General features: G+C 33.3%; 14 protein-coding genes. 10 read left to right on the top strand and 4 right to left on the bottom strand.

The window, feature by feature from the left end; translation table 11 throughout:
- Window positions 1-205 precede the first annotated feature (205 nt).
- The gene (locus tag ABDW27_RS00360; RefSeq protein ID WP_343694087.1) at window positions 206-784 is read left to right on the top strand and encodes a hypothetical protein; all 579 of its coding nucleotides are present in this window, start codon (window positions 206-208) and stop codon (window positions 782-784) included.
- Window positions 785-811: 27 nt separating this feature from the next.
- On the opposite strand, the gene ABDW27_RS00365 is transcribed toward ABDW27_RS00360, so the two are convergent.
- Window positions 812-1,510 (bottom strand): carbohydrate-binding family 9-like protein, encoded by a 699-nt coding sequence (locus tag ABDW27_RS00365; RefSeq protein ID WP_343694088.1) that lies wholly within the window; start codon window positions 1,508-1,510, stop codon window positions 812-814.
- Between the two features lie 118 nt (window positions 1,511-1,628).
- Between ABDW27_RS00365 and ABDW27_RS00370 the strand changes: the two genes are divergently transcribed.
- The gene (locus ABDW27_RS00370) at window positions 1,629-3,284 is read left to right on the top strand and encodes a M1 family metallopeptidase (protein WP_343694089.1); all 1,656 of its coding nucleotides are present in this window, start codon (window positions 1,629-1,631) and stop codon (window positions 3,282-3,284) included.
- A 142-nt stretch (window positions 3,285-3,426) separates the two neighbouring features.
- Complete coding sequence (locus tag ABDW27_RS00375) at window positions 3,427-5,082, top strand: M1 family metallopeptidase (protein ID WP_343694090.1); 1,656 nt, start codon at window positions 3,427-3,429, stop codon at window positions 5,080-5,082.
- Window positions 5,083-5,440: 358 nt separating this feature from the next.
- On the opposite strand, the gene ABDW27_RS00380 is transcribed toward ABDW27_RS00375, so the two are convergent.
- Entirely contained in the window at window positions 5,441-6,985 is a 1,545-nt protein-coding gene (locus tag ABDW27_RS00380; protein WP_073417315.1) for a hypothetical protein, read from the bottom strand.
- Window positions 6,986-7,140: 155 nt separating this feature from the next.
- Between ABDW27_RS00380 and ABDW27_RS00385 the strand changes: the two genes are divergently transcribed.
- The 7 genes from ABDW27_RS00385 to acs all read left to right on the top strand — a co-directional run bounded on the left by ABDW27_RS00385 (window position 7,141) and on the right by acs (window position 17,821).
- Window positions 7,141-8,316 (top strand): 2-isopropylmalate synthase, encoded by a 1,176-nt coding sequence (locus tag ABDW27_RS00385; RefSeq protein ID WP_343694091.1) that lies wholly within the window; start codon window positions 7,141-7,143, stop codon window positions 8,314-8,316.
- Window positions 8,317-8,391: 75 nt separating this feature from the next.
- Complete coding sequence (leuB, locus tag ABDW27_RS00390; RefSeq protein ID WP_343694092.1) at window positions 8,392-9,510, top strand: 3-isopropylmalate dehydrogenase; 1,119 nt, start codon at window positions 8,392-8,394, stop codon at window positions 9,508-9,510.
- Between the two features lie 269 nt (window positions 9,511-9,779).
- A complete protein-coding gene (gene ilvD, locus ABDW27_RS00395) occupies window positions 9,780-11,453 on the top strand; it encodes a dihydroxy-acid dehydratase (RefSeq protein WP_343694093.1) in 1,674 nt (557 codons plus the stop codon).
- Between the two features lie 60 nt (window positions 11,454-11,513).
- Window positions 11,514-13,208 (top strand): biosynthetic-type acetolactate synthase large subunit, encoded by a 1,695-nt coding sequence (ilvB, locus tag ABDW27_RS00400; RefSeq protein ID WP_343694094.1) that lies wholly within the window; start codon window positions 11,514-11,516, stop codon window positions 13,206-13,208.
- A gap of 118 nt (window positions 13,209-13,326) precedes the next feature.
- Window positions 13,327-13,848: an acetolactate synthase small subunit gene (gene ilvN / locus ABDW27_RS00405; protein ID WP_343694095.1), complete on the top strand. Its 522-nt coding sequence runs from the start codon at window positions 13,327-13,329 to the stop codon at window positions 13,846-13,848.
- An 87-nt stretch (window positions 13,849-13,935) separates the two neighbouring features.
- Window positions 13,936-15,405 carry a ketol-acid reductoisomerase gene (gene ilvC, locus ABDW27_RS00410; protein ID WP_343694096.1) on the top strand — a complete coding sequence of 490 codons (1,470 nt, stop codon included), beginning with the start codon at window positions 13,936-13,938 and terminating at the stop codon, window positions 15,403-15,405.
- A 505-nt stretch (window positions 15,406-15,910) separates the two neighbouring features.
- Entirely contained in the window at window positions 15,911-17,821 is a 1,911-nt protein-coding gene (acs, locus tag ABDW27_RS00415; RefSeq protein WP_343694097.1) for an acetate--CoA ligase, read from the top strand.
- Between the two features lie 110 nt (window positions 17,822-17,931).
- On the opposite strand, the gene ABDW27_RS00420 is transcribed toward acs, so the two are convergent.
- Both ABDW27_RS00420 and ABDW27_RS00425 read right to left on the bottom strand, forming a co-directional pair.
- Window positions 17,932-18,528 (bottom strand): 3'-5' exonuclease, encoded by a 597-nt coding sequence (locus ABDW27_RS00420; RefSeq protein ID WP_343694098.1) that lies wholly within the window; start codon window positions 18,526-18,528, stop codon window positions 17,932-17,934.
- Window positions 18,529-18,530: 2 nt separating this feature from the next.
- A complete protein-coding gene (locus tag ABDW27_RS00425) occupies window positions 18,531-20,444 on the bottom strand; it encodes a DUF294 nucleotidyltransferase-like domain-containing protein (RefSeq protein WP_343694099.1) in 1,914 nt (637 codons plus the stop codon).
- Window positions 20,445-20,578: the final 134 nt, after the last annotated feature.

The following is a 20,578-nucleotide window of genomic DNA, read 5'->3' on the forward strand; positions in this document are numbered from 1 at the left end:
GTTAAATGATGTTGTAGAAGTTTTAAAGAAACGTCAGAAATAAACATCTTAAATTTAAAACTTAAGAGTGTCAGACTGAGCGAAGTCGAAGTCCCGCAAAGTGATTCAGCAAACGGGACTTCGACTTCGCTCAGTCTGACAAAAAAGTATTATTTTAGTTAGAAAAATAATTCTTATGAAACAGTTCTTGTGTCTCTTTTTATTTTTGATTTCAGCATCAAATTATGGATTCAAAAAGCATATATTGCCATATTCAATTGTTATTTCAAAAGCAGATTTAATTGTTGATGGAACAATTTCAAAAGTTTCAAAAAATGAATATGAATTCACTATAAGTCAATTTATAAAGGGAAAATCAGGTTCAAAAATTAAAGTTTCAATTTGGAAAGAATGGATTTGTGATCCAAGAATAAAAGAATTAAAAGCTGGACAGCGATTAATTTTGTTTTTAGAAAAGACAGCTTCTGGTATTTTTACTCCGATTAATGACAGTACTGGAGAAATATACGTTGATAATGATACTTTTATAGATATATTTCTTCCTAAAGAATTTTCTAATCCTACAATTTTAAAAAAAGGGATATCGATGTTTGTTCAAAACTTTACTGTTTATGGAGACTTAAATGATAGGTTTTTACAAAACGTATATTTTGCTTCCAATAAATCTATTTTTGAGATATATAAATTGACAGAAAATAATCAGGTTTTTAAATTTTTAATCCAGAATGAAATTGGGAAATATGTAACAAACGAATTATCGCTAAGCTATCGATTAAACAATTAACCAAATAAACGGTTAAACAAATAAAAATCACTCCACAAACTCAAAAACAGCAAACTCTTTTGGCTGATGAAATCCAAATTTTAAACTTTTATAAGGCTGTAATGCAAGATATTTGGTTGTGTTACCGTAATCAATTCTAAAAGTATTGGCTTTCCATTTTGTACCAATTTTTGGTTTTATAAAATTTCCGTTTTCAATTTTTTCTAAGCTTGAAAAAGGGATTTTAATTTCAGTATCATAACCTTCAGGAGTTATTTTACTAATAGCTTCTAATCCTTCAATATTAAAATCAATTGCCGTTTTCCAGCCGCCGCATTCTGGCGAAATACATTTTAAAAGCATATCGTAATTGGCTGAAAAGGCGTTTACACCAATTTCAATATAATTTTTTCCGTCTCCGTCAGGGTCAATAAACATTTCCACCAAATCATCTGTTTTATAGATTTCAGAATCTTTTTTCTGTGGTTTTCCAACAATTTTAGAATCTACAGAGTGATAAGCTATATAAAGATTTTCGTCATTCCACGAAAGTGAAACCATTGTATTTTGTGTTGCTTTTTCTCCGGAATTATGAATTACAAACGGACCTAAAAACGGCGTTTTCCAATCACTTAAATCACCGTCGATAATTAATTTTTCAGAAGTTTTTGGAATAGGGAAAGTCTGGGAATAATTATGAATTGAAAATAGGAAAGTAAAAAGGTATATAAACGTGCTAAATTTCATAAAATAGGAAAATTTTAGCTAAAATAGAAAACAATACTATATAAGAATACAAATATTGTAACAAAAAATAAAAATATATACTAATATTATAACTAATTCAAAACTTAATTTATAAATAATGAAAAAATACTTTGGAAGTGTTATAACAGCTGTTTTTATTGGCTTTACTGCCAATGCTCAGGGACTTATGAATAAATCAGAAACCGTTTTTACACATCAGGATACTTTACGCGGAAGCATTACAAAAGAAAGAGCCTGGTGGGATTTAAAATATTATCATCTTGATGTAAAAGTAAATCCAAAAGAGAAATTTATATCTGGTTCAAATACTGTGCGTTATACTGTTTTAACAGAGAATAATAAAATGCAGATTGATTTGCAGGAACCGATGAATATTACAAAAGTGACGCAAAACGGAAAAGACTTAAAGTTTGAAAGAGACGGAAATACGTTCTTTATTACGTTGACTGAAAATCAGAAAGTTGGCGATACTAAAGAACTCATAGTGTATTATGAAGGAAAACCAAAAGAAGCCGTGAGAGCGCCGTGGGACGGAGGTTTTTCATGGGGAAAAGATAAAAAAGGAAAGGATTTTATCGCCACATCATGTCAGGGTTTAGGCGCGAGCGTTTGGTGGCCGTGTAAAGACCATATGTATGATGAAGTTGAAAACATGTTAATCAGCGTGAATGTTCCGGGAGATTTAATGGATGTTTCAAACGGAAGATTACAAAGTGTTAAAAAAGAAAAAGACGGAACTAAAACCTTCAACTGGTATGTTTCGAACCCAATTAATAATTATGGTGTAAATATTAATATTGGAGATTACGTTAATTTCTCTGAAAAATTTAAAGGAGAAAAAGGTGATTTAGACTGCAATTACTACGTTTTGAGAGATAATCTTGAAATTGCTAAAAAACATTTTCAGGATGCGCCAAAAATGCTAAAAGCTTTTGAAAACTGGTTTGGACCTTATCCGTTTTATGAAGACAGCTACAAACTGGTTGAAGTTCCGTATTTAGGAATGGAACACCAAAGTTCTGTTACTTACGGAAATGACTTTCAAAAAGGTTATAAAGGAAATGATATGAGCGGAACCGGCTGGGGATTAAAATTCGATTATATTATTATTCACGAGTCTGGACACGAATGGTTTGCAAATAATATTACCTATAAAGACATTGCTGATATGTGGATTCATGAGAGTTTTACAACTTATTCTGAGTCGCTTTTTATTGAGTATTATTACGGAAAAGAGGCTGCAAATGAATATATAAGAGGAATTAGAAAAGTGATTACCAATAAAAAACCGATTATTGGTTATTATGATGTAAATGTTGAAGGATCTGGCGATATGTATCCAAAAGGGGCGAATATAATTCATACGATTCGTCAGGTTATAAATGATGATGCCAAATTCAAATCAATTTTGAGAGGAATGAACAAAACCTTTTACCATCAAACGGTTACTACAAAGCAAATTGAAGATTATATAAGTAAAGAATCCGGAATTGATTTTAGTCCGGTTTTTAATCAATATTTAAGAACAACTCAGGTTCCTACTTTTGAATATTATTTTAAAAACCAAAAACTGGTTTTCCATTGGATAAACAGTGTAGAAAATTTCAATCTTCCTTTAAAAGTAACTTTAAATGGTGTTGAAACATGGTTAAAACCAACAACCGACTGGCAGGCGATGGATGCTAAAGGAGAAAATCCAAGCCTTGTAACGGATAAAAACTTTTATATAACCGAATTTAATATTACCAATTAAATTTTACAATGTTAAAACTAAAACCCAATAAAATTCTTATTTATTGGGTTTGTTTTTTAGGAATAAATCATAAAATTTTAGAAAACTTGATTTGAATGTTTACATTTGTTGCAGATTGATTTCATATAATACCTATTGACTAATGAAAAATTACTTTGGAAGCATTTTAACTGCTTTTTTAATTGGTTTTAGTGCCAATGCTCAAGGTCTTCTTAATAAAGGAGAAACCGTTTTTACACATCAGGATACTCTTCGCGGAAGCATTACAAAAGAAAGAGCATGGTGGGATTTAAAATACTATCATCTTGATGTAAAAGTTAATCCAAAAGAAAAAGCGATTTCGGGTTCAAACACTATTCGTTATACTGTTTTAACAGAGAATAACAAAATGCAGATCGATTTGCAGGAGCCAATGAAAATTACCAAAGTAACGCAGAATGGTAAAGAATTAAAATTTGAAAGAGACGGAAATGCTTTCTTCATTACTTTAACTGAAAAACAGAAAGTTGGCGATACAAAAGAAATCATAGTGTATTATGAAGGAAAACCAAAAGAAGCGGTAAGAGCGCCGTGGGACGGTGGTTTTTCATGGAAAAAAGATAAAAACGGAAAAGATTTCATTGCTACATCTTGTCAGGGTTTAGGTGCGAGCGTTTGGTGGCCGTGTAAAGATCATATGTACGATGAAGTTGAAAACATGTTAATCAGCGTGAATGTTCCGGGAGATTTAACGGAAGTTTCTAATGGAAGATTACAAAGCGTTAAAAAAGAAAAAGACGGAACCAAAACTTTCAACTGGTATGTTTCGAACCCAATTAATAATTACGGAGTAAATATCAATATTGGAGATTATGTTAATTTTTCTGAAGTATTTAAAGGAGAAAAAGGAAATTTAGACTGTAATTACTATGTTTTAAGAGACAATTTAGCTGTGGCAAAAGAGCAGTTTAAAGATGCTCCAAAAATGCTAAAAGCTTTTGAAAACTGGTTCGGACCTTATCCATTCTACGAAGACAGCTATAAACTGGTTGAAGTTCCGTATTTAGGAATGGAGCACCAAAGTTCTGTTACCTATGGAAATCAATATAAAAATGGTTATTTAGGACGTGATTTAAGCGGAACCGGCTGGGGATTAAAATTTGATTTTATCATCATTCACGAATCTGGGCACGAATGGTATGCAAACAATATCACCTATAAAGATATTGCTGATATGTGGGTGCATGAGAGTTTCACTAATTATTCTGAAAGCTTATTTTTAGAATATTACTATGGAAAAGATGCCGCTGCTGAATATATTATTGGATGCAGAAAAAACATTCAGAATGATACGCCAATCATCGGACATTATGATGTAAACAATGAAGGCTCTGGAGATATGTACCCTAAAGGAGCTTCGATGCTGCACATGATTCGTCAGGTAATTAATGACGATGCAAAATGGAAATCGATTTTGAGAGGAATGAATAAAACGTTCTATCACCAAACAGTTACTGGGAAACAAATTCAGGATTATATCAACGAACAATCCGGAATTAATTTCAACAGAGTTTATGCACAATATTTAACGACAACTCAAATTCCTGTTTTTGAATATATGTTTAAAAACGGAACTTTCGGTTATCACTGGACAAACTGCGTAGCTAAATTCGATATGCCGGTTAGAGTAAAACTAAACGGTGTTGAAACCTGGCTGAAACCAACAACAGAATGGCAGTCTGAAAAAACAACTAATGAAGACAGAAAAGTAGAAGTTGATAAAGATTTTTATGTAACGACTTCGAATATTGTTGAATAAAGTTTTTTAAAATTTCAAAATTAAAAATCCCAAATTCCAATTATGGAGTTTGGGATTTTTTTATGTTTAGGAGATAAAGTATGTCATCCTGAGGAACGAAGGATCTTCGCTAGAAACTCGACAATCAAAATCAAATCTGCTAAAAAACAAAATAGATAATCTTTGTAGAGCTACTAATTAAGATCCTTCATTCCTCAGGATGACAAACTGTACGATGAAAACTTAGTAAACCCGACAGGTTTTAAAAACCTGTCGGGTTTGTTGTATATGCGCAAAACCTTTGTCAAAGTTTTAAACTTTGACAAAGGTTGTACCGTAAATAGTTTGGAATTTGGAATTTAAAAAATTGGAATTTAAATCAACGACTGTTAAGTTTAGCCTTTTCCTTAATAATATCCGCAATTTTTCTATTCTCGATTTTGCTTTCAAGCCATGAAATAATATCTAGATACAAGAAAGCTCTTTTTTCGTAAGTATTCTTTTCAAGTTCAACAAAACGGGCATGCATTTTCTTGAATTCCTTTTTAATATCGGCAGGATAAAAGTTATTCAGGTTTCTTAAAAATTTAATGATTTCTTTTTGAACTTCATGTAAGTCGTTCATTTTCAATAAGAATTTATACGTGTTTTTAAGATGATTTTCCAGATAATAATCTTTCCCTAACTCATAATGTGCAATCAAAGATAAAAGTCTCGCAAAGCACATCAAATCTTCGCGCATTGTTAAGTTCTTGTTATTGATGATTTTATCCAGGTAATTGATGCATTCGTTGTATTTTTCATTTCCGAAATATATAGAAGCGATTTTATAGAAAAACAACATTTCGTGGTGTTCGTCAAGATGATCGCTGTGTTGTTTTAGTTTTTCTAAAATTTCAGGAATCAAATATTCACTTTCAGCAAAAGTACCTTCAAGAATATGCAGGTTCAGTTTGTTGTTATATAAATATAAAAATGACAAAGAAGCAAGATTGTCATTTACAGGAAATCTCGGATCTTCAATTGTTTCTTCAAGCAGTGAAAGGTATTTTTTGAAATTCGAAGTATATTTCAGCATATACAACGATTCCAGAAAATAATGGTTTCCTTTTAGAAAAAATACCGGATTCAGATAAATCATATTTGGATTATCATAAAAAAGCTGAACCCATTTGTACGCAAATTTATAACTCGCTAAAAAGTCCTGAACCAGAAAGCTTCGCCATAAATTAGCATTGTAAAACCAGTATTTTTCTCTAAAACCAAACTTAGTTTCGTCTAGTTTAGAAATATGTTTGTTGAAATAATCATCAATATATCGGTACTCTTCATCATTTTTTACGTAACCGGTTTTCAGCATGATTCCGTATAATTGAAGCGAAAGGTTTGATAATTTACTCGAAATAGTATTTCTGTAATTTAATTCTTTGGCCTGAACAACCAATTCGTCGGCGCGGCCCTGAATACTTCGGGTAATATATTGCGATTCTATCAGTTTTTCGAACTCAACGATTTCATACGCCATATATTTTTCGTCATTTTCTAAAGCCTGCTGTTTAGTCTTGTCCAGAATTTTTAAACTCTGTTTATACAAACCTTTATTATATAGAATAACAGCAAAATCAATTTGTTCGCGCAGTTGATAACGAATGTTCTGGCTCGGAATATTCAAGCGAATACTTACCAGAATTTGTTTATACAAGTATGATTTTAAGTTAGATAACTGTACTTTTTTAATACTTCCGCTCTTTAAAATCAGCTTTTCATCATACGTTTCAGATTTATCTAAAATATTAAATAATTCAATGAATTTAGTGTTCGAACTTGTTTCTAATCGGCTTGCAAAAATTTTAAACTGCCTTTTTTCAGATTTGGAAAGTGATTTTATCAGAACAAATAAGAAATCTTTTTGATGGTTAGCCATTGTAAAAAATAATAATATAACTTGTTGATTATTAAATGCTTAACTCGTTATAAATTGCGTTATAAACAGTATAATTTCATTAAAATGAATTTCGTACTGCAATTGTACAATATATATTTGTTATCAAGATGTGAAATTACATTAAATAAATGAATATGAATAGAGAGAAAGTTCAAATTTTTGACACCACTTTACGCGACGGTGAACAAGTTCCAGGATGCAAGTTAGATACTAAGCAAAAATTAGTTATCGCAGAGCGACTAGACAAAATGGGAGTTGATATTATCGAAGCAGGTTTTCCTGTGTCAAGTCCGGGCGATTTTTTATCGGTCTCTGAGATTTGTAAAATTGTAGAAAACGCAACCGTCTGCGGACTTACGAGAGCCGTAAAAAACGACATTGATGTTGCTGCAGCTGCTTTAAAGCACGCTAAAAGACCTAGAATCCATACCGGAATCGGAACTTCAGAATCTCATATCCTCCATAAATTAAATACCACCCCGGAAGATATTATTGCAAGAGCAAAATTTGCAGTAGCTCACGCAAAAACGTATGTAGAAGATGTTGAATTCTACGCAGAAGATGCTGGTAGAACAGACAATGCTTTCCTTGCAAAAGTTTGCGAAGAAGTAATTAAATCTGGCGCAACGGTATTAAATATTCCTGATACAACAGGATATTGCCTTCCGGAAGAATACGGAGCAAAAATTAAATATTTAAAAGAAAACGTAAAAGGAATCGAAAACGTAATCCTTTCATGTCACTGTCATAATGATTTAGGAATGGCAACCGCAAACTCAATCGCAGGAGCTATAAATGGAGCAAGACAAATCGAATGTACTATTAATGGTATTGGAGAAAGAGCAGGAAATACAGCACTTGAAGAAGTGGTTATGATTTTCAAACAACATCCGTACTTAAATTTAGATACAAACATTAATACTAGAGAATTAAACGAAATGAGTCGTTTAGTTTCTGAAAGTATGGGAATGATTGTACAGCCAAATAAAGCTATAGTAGGAGCAAATGCTTTTGCACACAGCTCAGGAATTCATCAGGATGGTGTTATCAAAAACAGAGCAACTTACGAAATTATGGATCCGCTTGATGTTGGTGTAAACGAATCTTCAATCATTTTAACTGCAAGAAGCGGAAGAGCAGCATTAGCTTACCGTGCTAAAAAAGTAGGTTACGAATTGACAAAAACACAATTAGATACTGTATATATTGAGTTTTTAAAATTTGCTGATATTAAAAAAGAAGTGGTAGATGCTGATATTCATCAGATTATCGAAGCTTCTAAAATTGAAGGCGAATTAATCAGAAGCTAGTCAAAAAAGAGAATAGAAGAAAGAAGATAGAACAAAGAGAAAATAAAGATTTAAATACATAAAGAACGAGACGTTATGAATTTGAAAATAGCAGTTTTACCGGGAGACGGAATTGGACCAGAGGTTATTGCACAGGCTAAAAAAGCTTTACACGCAATTGGTGAAGTTTACAATCATGAATTTGTTTTTGAGGAAGCGCTTATGGGTGCTATCGCCATTGACAAAACAGGAAACCCGCTGCCGGAACAGACTTTAAATCTTTGTTTAAATACTGATGCTGTTTTATTTGGCGCAATTGGAGATCCTAAATACGATAATAATCCAAATGCAAAAGTTCGTCCGGAGCAGGGATTATTGAAATTGCGTAAAGAATTAGGATTGTTTGCCAACATCCGCCCAATAAAACCTTATAAAGCATTGGTTGAAGCATCTCCTTTAAAAAGAGAAATTATTGAAGGTGCAGATTTTACTATTTTCAGAGAATTAACAGGCGGAGCTTATTTTGGAGCAAAAACATTAAATGAAGAAGGAACACATGCTTCGGATTTATGTGAATATTCAGAAGAAGAAATTACAAGAATCGCACATTTAGCTTTTAAATCGGCACAAAACCGACGCAAAAAGTTAACAATGGTTGACAAAGCAAATGTTTTGGAAACTTCAAGATTATGGAGAAAAGTAGTTCAGAAAGTTGGTGAAAGTTATCCTGATGTTCTTTTAGACTTTTTATTTGTAGATAACGCAGCCATGCAAATCATCTTAAATCCAAAACAATTTGATGTGATTTTGACAGAAAATTTATTTGGAGATATTTTATCAGATGAAGCAAGTGTGATTACAGGTTCAATTGGTTTATTGGCTTCGGCATCTTTGGGAGAAAAAAATGCGCTTTTTGAACCAATCCATGGATCTTATCCTCAGGCAAAAGGAAAAAACATTGCCAATCCAATTGCTTCTATTTTATCAGCAGCAATGTTATTAGAACATTTCGGATTATTTACAGAAGCGAATATGATTTATAAAGCTATTGAAAAAGCAATTGAATATAAAGTCGTTACAGTTGATTTAAAACCAGATTCAAAATTCGGTACGAATGAAGTAGGGGAGTTTGTTTCAAATGTTATTTTCAGCAAAGATGACCTATTGTATTTCAGAAATGATAATGTTCATATCGGACAATCGACAATAGTTTAAATAATTTATTAAAATTATGAATTAAATAACAAGAAGTATTGAAAATGTTGAGATTTTATTTTTTTAGTTCTTAAAGTTTCCGTACTTTTGTAACACTAAAAAAATAAAGCGATGCAAATCTCAATTATTATTACTTCTGTCGTTGTTGTCAATGTGTTTAGCACATCTGCATCGGGAATGGTATAAATATAATTGAAAAACTATATTACAAACCTTCCAAATACTGGAAGGTTTTTTTTTGAATAAAAATTAAAACAAAACAAGCAATAATGGAATTAAATAAGTACAGCAAAACCATCACTCAAGATCAAACTCAGCCAGCGGCACAAGCGATGTTGTACGGTATTGGTTTAACTGAAGAAGATTTGAAAAAAGCACAAGTAGGTATTGTGAGCATGGGTTACGATGGTAACACTTGCAACATGCACCTGAACGACTTAGCAAAAGATGTTAAAAAAGGTGTTTGGGATGCTGATCTGGTCGGACTTATTTTTAATACCATTGGTGTAAGTGACGGAATTTCAAACGGAACAGAAGGAATGCGCTATTCATTAGTTTCTCGTGACGTTATTGCAGATTCTATCGAAACAGTTGTAGGAGCGCAGTGGTACGATGGTGTTATTGCAATTCCTGGCTGTGACAAAAATATGCCTGGAGCGTTAATCGCAATGGGAAGATTAAATCGTCCTTCGATGATGGTTTACGGAGGTTCAATTCACTCAGGAAAATGGAAAGGTGAATCTCTAAACATTGTTTCTGCTTTTGAGGCTTTAGGAAAAAAAGTAAAAGGCGAAATTACTCCGGAAGATTTTAAAGGTGTAATTCAAAATGCCTGCCCGGGCGCTGGTGCCTGCGGTGGTATGTATACTGCAAACACAATGTCTTCTGCAATTGAAGCATTAGGAATGAGTTTACCATACAGTTCTTCAAACCCTGCTTTAAGTAAGGAAAAAAGAGAGGAATGTGTTGCTGCGGGAGCTGCAATGAAAATTTTATTAGAAAAAGATATTAAGCCAAGAGACATTATGACTCGTAAAGCTTTTGAAAATGCTATTACAATTGTAGCAGTTTTAGGAGGTTCTACAAATGCAGTTATGCACTTAATTGCAATGGCTCACTCAGTTGGTATTACGATTACTCTAGATGATTTTCAGGCTATTAACGATAGAACTCCTGTGTTAGCTGACATGAAACCAAGTGGGAAATACATGATGGAAGATATTCATGAAGTAGGAGGAATTCCGTCAGTAATGAAATATTTATTAAAAGTTGGATTGATTCACGGAGACTGTTTAACAGTAACAGGAAAAACAGTTGCTGAAAACTTAGCTTCAACCCCGGATTTACAAGACGGACAAGAAGTAATTCACGAAATTCAAAAAGCATTAAAACCAACAGGAAATATTCAGGTTTTATACGGAAATCTTGCTTCTGAAGGCGCTGTAGCAAAAATCAGCGGAAAAGAAGGAGAATATTTTGAAGGGCCAGCTGTAGTTTTTGAAGGAGAATTTGAAGTAATCCCAGGTTTACAGGCCGGAAAAATTAAACCGGGTAATGTAGTCGTCATCAGAGGTTGTGGACCAAAAGGTGGTCCGGGAATGCCTGAGATGCTAAAACCTACATCTGCGATCATTGGAGCCGGATTAGGAAGCACCTGTGCTCTTATCACAGACGGTAGATTCTCCGGAGGTTCACACGGATTCGTGGTAGGACACGTTACACCAGAGGCTTATGATGGTGGTGGTATTGCACTGGTAAAAGATGGAGATATAATCGCCATTGATGCTGTGAAAAATACAATCGACCTGAAAATATCTGACGAAGAATTTGCAGCTCGTAAAGCGGCTTGGGTTCAGCCAGCGCTAAAAGTTGACAGAGGAGTTTTGCTTAAATACGCAAGATCGGTTTCTAGTGCTTCAACAGGCTGTGTTACCGATAATTAATCGACAAAAATTATGAATTTGAGATATATGATTTCAAATTCTAAACAATAAAATCACCAAATGGGAACAATTAGAATATCAGGCGCCGAAGCCATTATAAGATGTTTATTAGAAGAAGGAGTAGACTTAATTTATGGTTATCCGGGAGGAGCTATAATGCCGGTTTACGATGAATTATATAAATTTCAGGATCAGCTGCACCACGTTTTAGTTCGTCACGAACAAGGAGCAACTCACGCTGCTCAGGGATATGCAAGAGCAACAGGAAAGGTAGGGGTAGCCATTGCTACTTCTGGACCGGGAGCAACAAATCTTGTTACAGGGATTGCCGATGCTCAAATCGATTCAACTCCAATGGTTTGTATTACCGGACAAGTTGGAAGACATTTATTAGGATCTGATGCTTTTCAGGAAACGGATATTATTGGAATTTCGACTCCGGTTACAAAATGGAATTTTCAGGTAACTGAGGCTTCTCAAATTCCGGAAATCATTGCAAAAGCATTTTATATTGCTCGTTCCGGACGTCCGGGACCTGTATTGATCGATATTACTAAAAACGCTCAGTTTGATGAGTTAGATTTTAGTTATGAAAAATGTACAGGAATCAGAAGTTACAATCCGGTACCAAAATTAAATTTAGATAAAGTTGCCGAGGCTGCTGCTTTAATCAATAGCGCTAAAAAACCGCTTATCGTTTTCGGACAAGGAATTATTTTAGGTCAGGCTGAAGCTGAATTTAAAGCAGTTCTTGAAAAATCAGGAATTCCGGCAGCATGGACTATTTTAGGACTTTCGGCTTTGCCAACAGATCATCCTTTAAATGTGGGAATGTTAGGAATGCACGGAAATTATGCGCCAAATTTGCTAACAAATGAATGTGATGTTTTAATTGCCTTCGGAATGCGTTTTGACGACCGTGTTACAGGGAAATTAAGCACTTATGCAAAACAGGCAAAAGTTATTCACTTCGAAATTGATCCTGCGGAAATTGATAAAAACGTTAAAACAGAAATTGCTGTTTTAGGAGATGTAAAAGAATCTTTAGCGGCTTTATTACCATTATTGGATGCAAAATCTCATGATTTATGGCACAATGAGTTTAAAGAATTAGCCAAAGTAGAATACGAATCAGTAATTAAAGACGAATTAAATCCATCAACGGCTGGACTTTCAATGGGTGAAACTATCGAAATGATCAACAAACATTCAAAAGGAGATGCAATTATCGTTTCAGATGTTGGTCAGCACCAGATGTTTGCGTGTCGTTACGCTAAATTTAATTCAACAAAAAGTAATATTACTTCTGGCGGATTAGGAACAATGGGATTTGCACTTCCGGCAGCCATTGGGGCTAAAATGGGAAAACCAGACCGAGAAGTGGTAGCTATTATTGGTGATGGAGGATTCCAGATGACCATTCAGGAATTAGGAACGATTTTCCAGACTCAGGTTCCAGTAAAAATTGTAATTCTGAATAATGAATTTTTAGGGATGGTACGTCAATGGCAGGAATTATTCTTTGATAACAGATATGCATCAACAAAAATGATTAATCCAAATTTTGTTGCCATTGCCGAAGGATATCATATTAAATCTAAAAAAGTAACACAGCGTGAAGATCTTGATGCTGCTGTTGCAGAAATGCTGGCTTCAAAAGATTCTTACTTCTTAGAAGTTATGGTGGAAAAAGAAAACAATGTTTTCCCAATGATTCCAACCGGAGCATGCGTTTCAGAAATTAGATTAAGCTAATAGGAAGTTTCAAGTTTCAGGTTAAAAGTTTCAAGTTAAAGATTGGAACGTGACACGAGGCTGAAAGCCGAACTGGCAAAGCAAACCTGAAACAAAATAAACTTTAAACAAAAATTACATGGAAGATAAAACATTCACCATATCGGTATACTCAGAAAATAACGTGGGTTTATTAAATAGAATATCAGGAATATTCTTAAAGCGTCACATTAATATATTAAGTCTAAATGTTTCTGAATCAGAAATAGAAAATGTTTCAAGATTTATCATTGTAGTAAATACAACTGAAAAATGGGTTCAGAATATTGTAGGACAAATTGAAAAACAAATTGAAGTTATAAAAGCATTTTATCATACAGATGAAGAAACAATTTATCTTGAAAATGCATTATTCAAAATTGCTTCGAGTTTGTTGTTTGATGAAAAACAAATTCAGAATATCATCAAAGAAAGTCAATCGACGATTGTAACAGTTTCAAGAGATTTCTTCGTGATTTCAAAATCAGGAAGACGTTCTGAAATTGAAGAATTATACGAAAAATTCAAACCATACGGAATTATGCAGTTTGTACGTTCCGGAAGAATTTCAGTTTCAAAAGAAAAAATGGAGATTTCGTCATTGTTAGAAACCTTCAAATAAACAATTAATATGTGATATTACATCATCACAATCAATTATAAATAAATTAATTACTAAATTTCATTTCATTAAATATTTTAAAACAAAATGGCAAATTATTTCAACACATTACCACTTAGATTACAATTAGAGCAACTTGGAGTTTGCGAATTTATGGAGCAGTCAGAGTTTGCAGACGGAATTTCAGCATTAGCAGGAAAAAAAGTTGTCATTGTAGGCTGTGGTGCACAAGGTTTGAATCAAGGTTTAAACATGAGAGATTCAGGTTTAGATATTTCTTACGCATTGCGTGCAGATGCAATTGCTGAAAAGAGAGCTTCATATAAAAATGCAACTGAAAATGGATTTAAAGTAGGTACTTATGAAGAGTTGATTCCAACAGCTGATTTAGTTTGTAATCTTACTCCGGACAAACAACACACATCTGTAGTAAATGCTATTATGCCATTAATGAAAAAAGATGCTACTTTAGCTTATTCTCACGGTTTTAACATTGTTGAAGAAGGAATGCAGATTCGTGAAGACCTTACAGTTATTATGTGTGCTCCTAAATGTCCAGGTTCTGAGGTTCGTGAAGAATATAAAAGAGGTTTTGGTGTGCCAACACTTATTGCAGTTCACCCGGAAAACGATCCAAACGGATTTGGTTTAGATCAGGCAAAAGCTTACGCTGTAGCAACTGGAGGACACAAAGCAGGAGTTTTAAGATCATCTTTCGTAGCTGAAGTAAAATCAGATTTAATGGGTGAGCAGACTATCCTTTGCGGATTGTTGCAAACTGGATCTATTTTATGTTTTGATAAAATGGTTGAAAAAGGAATCGATCCTGCATACGCTTCAAAATTAATTCAATACGGATGGGAAACTATCACTGAGGCTTTAAAACACGGTGGAATCACCAACATGATGGATCGTTTAAATAATCCTTCTAAAATTGAAGCTTACGAATTGGCAGAAGAATTGAAAGACATCATGCGTCCGTTATTCCAAAAACACCAGGATGATATTATTTCTGGAGAATTCTCTAGAACTATGATGATTGACTGGGCAAATGATGATGTTAATTTATTGAAATGGAGAGCTGCAACGGGAGAAACTAACTTCGAAAAAACAGCTCCACAGGAAGCTCCAATCTCAGAGCAGGAATATTTTGATAATGGAGTTTTAATGATTGCTATGGTAAAAGCTGGTGTTGAATTGGCTTTTGAAACAATGACAGAGGCAGGAATCATCGAAGAATCAGCTTATTATGAGTCATTACACGAATTGCCATTAATTGCAAACACAATCGCAAGAAAGAAATTATTCGAAATGAACCGCGTAATTTCTGATACAGCTGAGTACGGATGTTATTTATTCGATCACGCATGTAAGCCATTGTTGACAGAATTCATGAAAAAAGTAGAAACAAATATTATTGGTAAACCATTTTCAACTTCAAATGGAGTAGATAATAATGTTTTAATTGCTGTAAACAAAGAAATTCGTCAGCATCCAATCGAAGAAGTAGGAGCTTGGTTAAGAGAGTCTATGACGGCGATGAAAAAAATTGTATAATAAATTTGGGAATTTCCACACATTCCGAATGTGATGGATTTTGCTCTGTATCAATGTTTTAAATTAATATTTTGAATTAGTAAGCACTTATTAAGAAAAATAGATATAGATGCATATTGCATTCACTTAACTTAGTGAGATGGTGAAGTTAAGTGAAGCTGATCCCGAAAATGGGGTATATTTTTTACTTAAAAAAAATATACTTGTTGAAATTTCTATTTTAATTAATAAAGATGCTGCTATTTTCAAAATAGGTAAAGTATTGTAATGCAGAATTACGAAATTAATTGTTATTGAAATTTGTTAAATAAAAAGGTATGATAATTCTTTGTCATACCTTTTTTGCGATTTAGATTTTTTTCTAAATCGTCTTTTTTTAGAATAACTTTAAAAAAAACGTATATTTTATTTATTATATGTTTTTTTTATACAAAATTTATGAATTAAATAATTTTAAGAATAGACGCAGATTTAATACATTTATAAAAAAAAATTCCACAAAACTATGAGTTATTATAAAATTGAAAATTTAGAACAATATTTTAAACATTACAATAAGTCAATAAGAGAGCCAAGAAAATTTTGGGGAAAAATTGCCGAAGAAAATTTTACTTGGTACCAACAGTGGGAAAAAGTTGTTGATTTTAATATGGCCGATGCAGAAGTAAAATGGTTTACAGATGCAAAGGTTAACATTACAAAAAACTGTATCGATAGACACTTAAGCAAAAGAGGAGAAAAAACGGCTATTATTTTTGAACCAAATGATCCATCTGAAAGCGCTTTACATATAAGTTATAACGAATTATACGAACGAGTATCCAAAATGGCAAACGTTTTGCGCGAGCAGGGAGTTCGTAAAGGCGACCGCGTTTGTATTTATTTACCAATGATTCCGGAATTGGCAGTTTCTGTTTTGGCCTGCGCCAGAATTGGGGCAATTCACTCAGTAGTTTTTGCCGGATTTTCTGCTTCTGCAGTTTCTGCGAGAATTATCGACAGCGAATGTAAAATGGTAATTACTTCTGATGGAGGTTACAGAGGAAACAAAACAATTGATTTAAAAGGAATTGTTGATGAAGCTTTGGATACGTGTCCGTCAGTTTCTAAAGTTCTAGTTGTAAAAAGAACTAAAACTGAAGTTGCAATGAAAGAAGGACGTGACATTTGGTTACAGCCTTTATTAGACGCAGCTCTTGATAATAGTGTTGCAGAAATTATGGATGCCGAAGATCCGTTGTTTATTTTATATACTTCAGGATCAACAGGAAAACCAAAAGGAATGGTTCATACAACAGCTGGTTACATGGTATACACAGCATATACATTCAAAAATGTTTTCAGTTACGAAGAAAATGATATTTTCTGGTGTACTGCTGATATCGGATGGATTACCGGACACTCATATATTTTATACGGACCATTATTAAATGGTGCTACAACCGTAATTTTTGAAGGAGTTCCGTCTTATCCTGATTTTAGCCGTTTCTGGGATATTATCGAAAAACATAAAATCACACAATTTTATACAGCACCAACAGCAATTCGTTCATTAGCAAAAGAAAGTTTAGATTACATTCAAAAATATCCTTTAAAATCTCTTAAAGTTATTGGATCAGTTGGAGAACCAATCAACGAAGAAGCTTGGCACTGGTTCAACGACCACGTAGGAGATAAGAGATGTCCGGTTGTAGATACTTGGTGGCAGACAGAAACAGGTGGAATCATGATTTCGCCAATTGCTTTCGTAACACCAACAAAACCAACTTATGCCACTTTACCATTACCGGGAATTCAGCCGGTTTTAATGGATGAAAAACGTAATGAAATTGAAGGAAATCAAGTTGTGGGAAGTTTATGTATTAAATTCCCTTGGCCTGGAATCGCCAGAACTATCTGGAATGATCATGACCGTTACAAAGAAACCTATTTCTCTGCTTTCCCAGGAAAATACTTCACAGGAGATGGTGCATTACGTGATGAAGTTGGGTATTACAGAATTACGGGTAGAGTTGATGATGTTGTAATTGTTTCAGGACATAATTTAGGTACAGCGCCGATTGAAGATGCTATCAACGAACATCCTGCTGTTGCAGAATCTGCAATTGTTGGATTCCCTCACGATATTAAAGGAAACGCTTTATACGGTTATGTTATTTTGAAAGAAACCGGAGAAGTTAGAAATAAAGAGAATTTATCTAAAGAGATTAACCAATACATTGCAGATCACATTGGGCCAATTGCAAAATTAGATAAAATCCAATTCGTATCTGGTTTACCAAAAACACGTTCAGGAAAAATTATGCGTAGAATTTTGCGTAAAATCGCAGAAGGAGATTTCTCTAACTTTGGAGACACTACAACTTTGTTAAATCCGGAAATTGTTGATGAAATTAGTAAAGACAGGATTGCTTAATTTTGGAAATAAATAGTAATAAAAAATGCCTCTTATTTTTAAGAGGCATTTTTATTGTTGTTATAATCAACTTTGTCAAAGTTTTGAACTATGACAAAGTTTTACAGAGTCTATTTAATTCCCAAACGAGATTTCAATTTCAAAAACAAAAGCCCAATTTTATAAGCATCTTCTGCAGAAGAGTTTCTATCGCTTTTTGGGATTTTGTAAATTTCGCATAAATCGTTTAATGAAAACTGTTTGTCATTAATATCGGTTAATTTGCGGTACATAACATCAATATCAAGCGCTTCATTTTTTAATCTTCCACAATCCAGTCTTTCAAGGGCGGCGTTTAGCATTTCAATATCAAAATTGATATGATGGCCAACCAAAACCGCATTTCCGATAAAATTAATAAATGCTTCCAAAGCTTCAGCTTCAGGCATTTTATTCATTTTGCTTTCAATAATAAATTCATTAGAAATTCCATTTTCTTCCAGAAATTTATATTGAAGCAAAACAGCTTCGAAATTTTCCTTAATTACAATACTGTCATCAATAACAGCAAAGGCTCCCAAAGATAAAATAACGTCCTTGTTAGGATTTAAACCCGAAGTTTCGGTTGACAAAACCACAAATTTGTTTGGTTTTGCTTCAAGTTTTGTTAAGTAATCTTTCCAGAATTCCGGATATTCCTTATTAATGTTTTTAATCCAGTCTAGCATATTTACGAGAATTGCGTCAGTTGAAATTTACTCTTAATCAGTTCTTCAAGGTCTTTCATAGGAGATAAAGCATTTTTTAATTTCTCTTTATCTGTTTTAGACATTTCTCGTAAATTGATATATTGCCCTGAATCGTCATTTTTTAAACCCTCAACTGTTCTAAACTTAGAAAGCGTTAAAAATGCTTCGGCACAGCTTAAATATATTTCAGCGTTTTTAGAGTCGGTGATTGCTAATTGTTTGAATCTTAAATATGTATTTTTAATTCCTTTAATATTGGCACTCAAAATTAATAAACGTGCACTGTCAATAAGCGGCATTAAAGCACGTGTTTTAATATCAAATTTGCCTTTCTGCGGACCTTCTTCTTCGATAATGAATTTTTTAAAGAAACTTAAAGGAGAATTTCTTCTCAAAGCATCATTTCCTAAAAAGTCAAAGAATAAAGTATTGTTTACAGCATTTTTAAATACCACATTTTCGATAACTTCTTCGATTTTTGGTTCACCAATTACAATCTCGTAATCAAAGAAAATACTGCTTAGATCGTTACTGTTTTCACCTGGAGTATTCATCCAGCTGTTGTATTGTTTTGTCCAGTCGCTCAATGATTTACACCAAAGCATATTGCTTCCCATATGTCCGTTTGGACAATAGTCATATCCTACTTTTTCAAGGATTGCAGTTGCTCTTTTTGCTAATCTTAAAAAATAATCTTTTACTTCTCTGTATTTTTCCGGAGCAACATCTTCAAAAACCAAAATACTGTCCTGATCTGTCAGTAAAAGCTGTTCCTTACGTCCTTGACTACCAATACTTAACCATGCAAATCTGGCAGGAGGGGAGCCTAAATCTAAAATTGATAATTCTACAGCACGTTTTATAATAGCAAGGTTAATTTCACTTGCAATATTGCTAACATGAGAAATAGGAATATTTTTTTGAATCGAATTCTGAATCAAATCAGATAATCGATCGCGAATTTGTTTTAAATCTTTTGGCAGCTGTGAACGCTTAATTTCTTTAATTAAGACACCAGGGTTACTGGCTTGAGCTACAATAAGATCGTGCTCAGAAATAATTCCTTTTACAGAAGATTTGCTGGTACCGTCTTTAGTAACGCATAAGTGAGAAACATTGTGCTTTAGCATTAAAAGCTGGGCCTCGGCTAAAGAAACATTTTCAAGGACAGTAACAACAGGTGATGACATGATTTTGTCAATTGTTTCGGTAATAGGATAACGACCGGTTGCAATTTTAGATGATAAATCGGCATGTGTTACAATACCAATCGGGTGATTTTTTTCACAAACTATAATATTGTCTACCATCGATTCTGTCATTAAAATCGCAACATCTTTAATAATGTGCTGAGATTCTGTAGTTAATGGTGAATTATTATAGGCAAGCGATTGTATGTACTGCATTTCAGACTGCTGATCGATATAAGTGCCATTCGTATCTAATTTACCGTTAGAACGTGCATTATCTTTCGTATGTCTGGAATTCATGGCAAAACTTTCCAATAAAAAGTTTAAAACATCTGAATTATTAGCTACAAAAGGACGGAAAACAGCAATAGGAATTGCATATACAATACTTTCTTCGCGAGCTTTTGCTGTCATCATATAGTTATTTTTGGCAAAAAACGGACGTAAACCAAAAATATCTCCTTCGTGGCATTTATTTATAATAGTTTCCTCAGCATCAGCAATTGTTGTTAAATTAATGATACCAGAGGCCACAACATAAAAGCTGTCGTGCAATGGATCATTATTTTGAAACAATACTGCATGTTTTTCTAAATTAATGACACGAATATTGGTAGCAATATCTGATAATTCCTGAAAAGTTAAATTATCAAACGGCGGGTATTCTTTTAAAAAATCAGCAATATGCTCAGCAATTGTATTCATATAAGTGATAATATTTTTTAAAATATTCAATGTAAAAATAATAAAATAAACTCTTACAATGAAAGCATCTTGATCAGAATCTGATTATTTTAAAGAAATGTTAAGAATTACTGAATTCAAGGCTTTAAAATGTT

Origin of the sequence: Flavobacterium sp. (genome assembly GCF_039595935.1) — a bacterium.
GTDB lineage: Bacteria > Bacteroidota > Bacteroidia > Flavobacteriales > Flavobacteriaceae > Flavobacterium.

Bases quoted from the DNA above. Each gene is read 5' to 3' on its own strand.
- ABDW27_RS00365 (WP_343694088.1), bottom strand. From the start codon at position 1,510: ATGAAATTTAGCACGTTTATATACCTTTTTACTTTCCTATTTTCAATT.
- ABDW27_RS00370 (WP_343694089.1), top strand. From the start codon at position 1,629: ATGAAAAAATACTTTGGAAGTGTTATAACAGCTGTTTTTATTGGCTTT.
- ABDW27_RS00375 (WP_343694090.1), top strand. From the start codon at position 3,427: ATGAAAAATTACTTTGGAAGCATTTTAACTGCTTTTTTAATTGGTTTT.
- ABDW27_RS00380 (WP_073417315.1), bottom strand. From the start codon at position 6,985: ATGGCTAACCATCAAAAAGATTTCTTATTTGTTCTGATAAAATCACTT.
- ABDW27_RS00385 (WP_343694091.1), top strand. From the start codon at position 7,141: ATGAATAGAGAGAAAGTTCAAATTTTTGACACCACTTTACGCGACGGT.
- leuB (WP_343694092.1), top strand. From the start codon at position 8,392: ATGAATTTGAAAATAGCAGTTTTACCGGGAGACGGAATTGGACCAGAG.
- ilvD (WP_343694093.1), top strand. From the start codon at position 9,780: ATGGAATTAAATAAGTACAGCAAAACCATCACTCAAGATCAAACTCAG.
- ilvB (WP_343694094.1), top strand. From the start codon at position 11,514: ATGGGAACAATTAGAATATCAGGCGCCGAAGCCATTATAAGATGTTTA.
- ilvN (WP_343694095.1), top strand. From the start codon at position 13,327: ATGGAAGATAAAACATTCACCATATCGGTATACTCAGAAAATAACGTG.
- ilvC (WP_343694096.1), top strand. From the start codon at position 13,936: ATGGCAAATTATTTCAACACATTACCACTTAGATTACAATTAGAGCAA.
- acs (WP_343694097.1), top strand. From the start codon at position 15,911: ATGAGTTATTATAAAATTGAAAATTTAGAACAATATTTTAAACATTAC.
- ABDW27_RS00420 (WP_343694098.1), bottom strand. From the start codon at position 18,528: ATGCTAGACTGGATTAAAAACATTAATAAGGAATATCCGGAATTCTGG.
- ABDW27_RS00425 (WP_343694099.1), bottom strand. From the start codon at position 20,444: ATGAATACAATTGCTGAGCATATTGCTGATTTTTTAAAAGAATACCCG.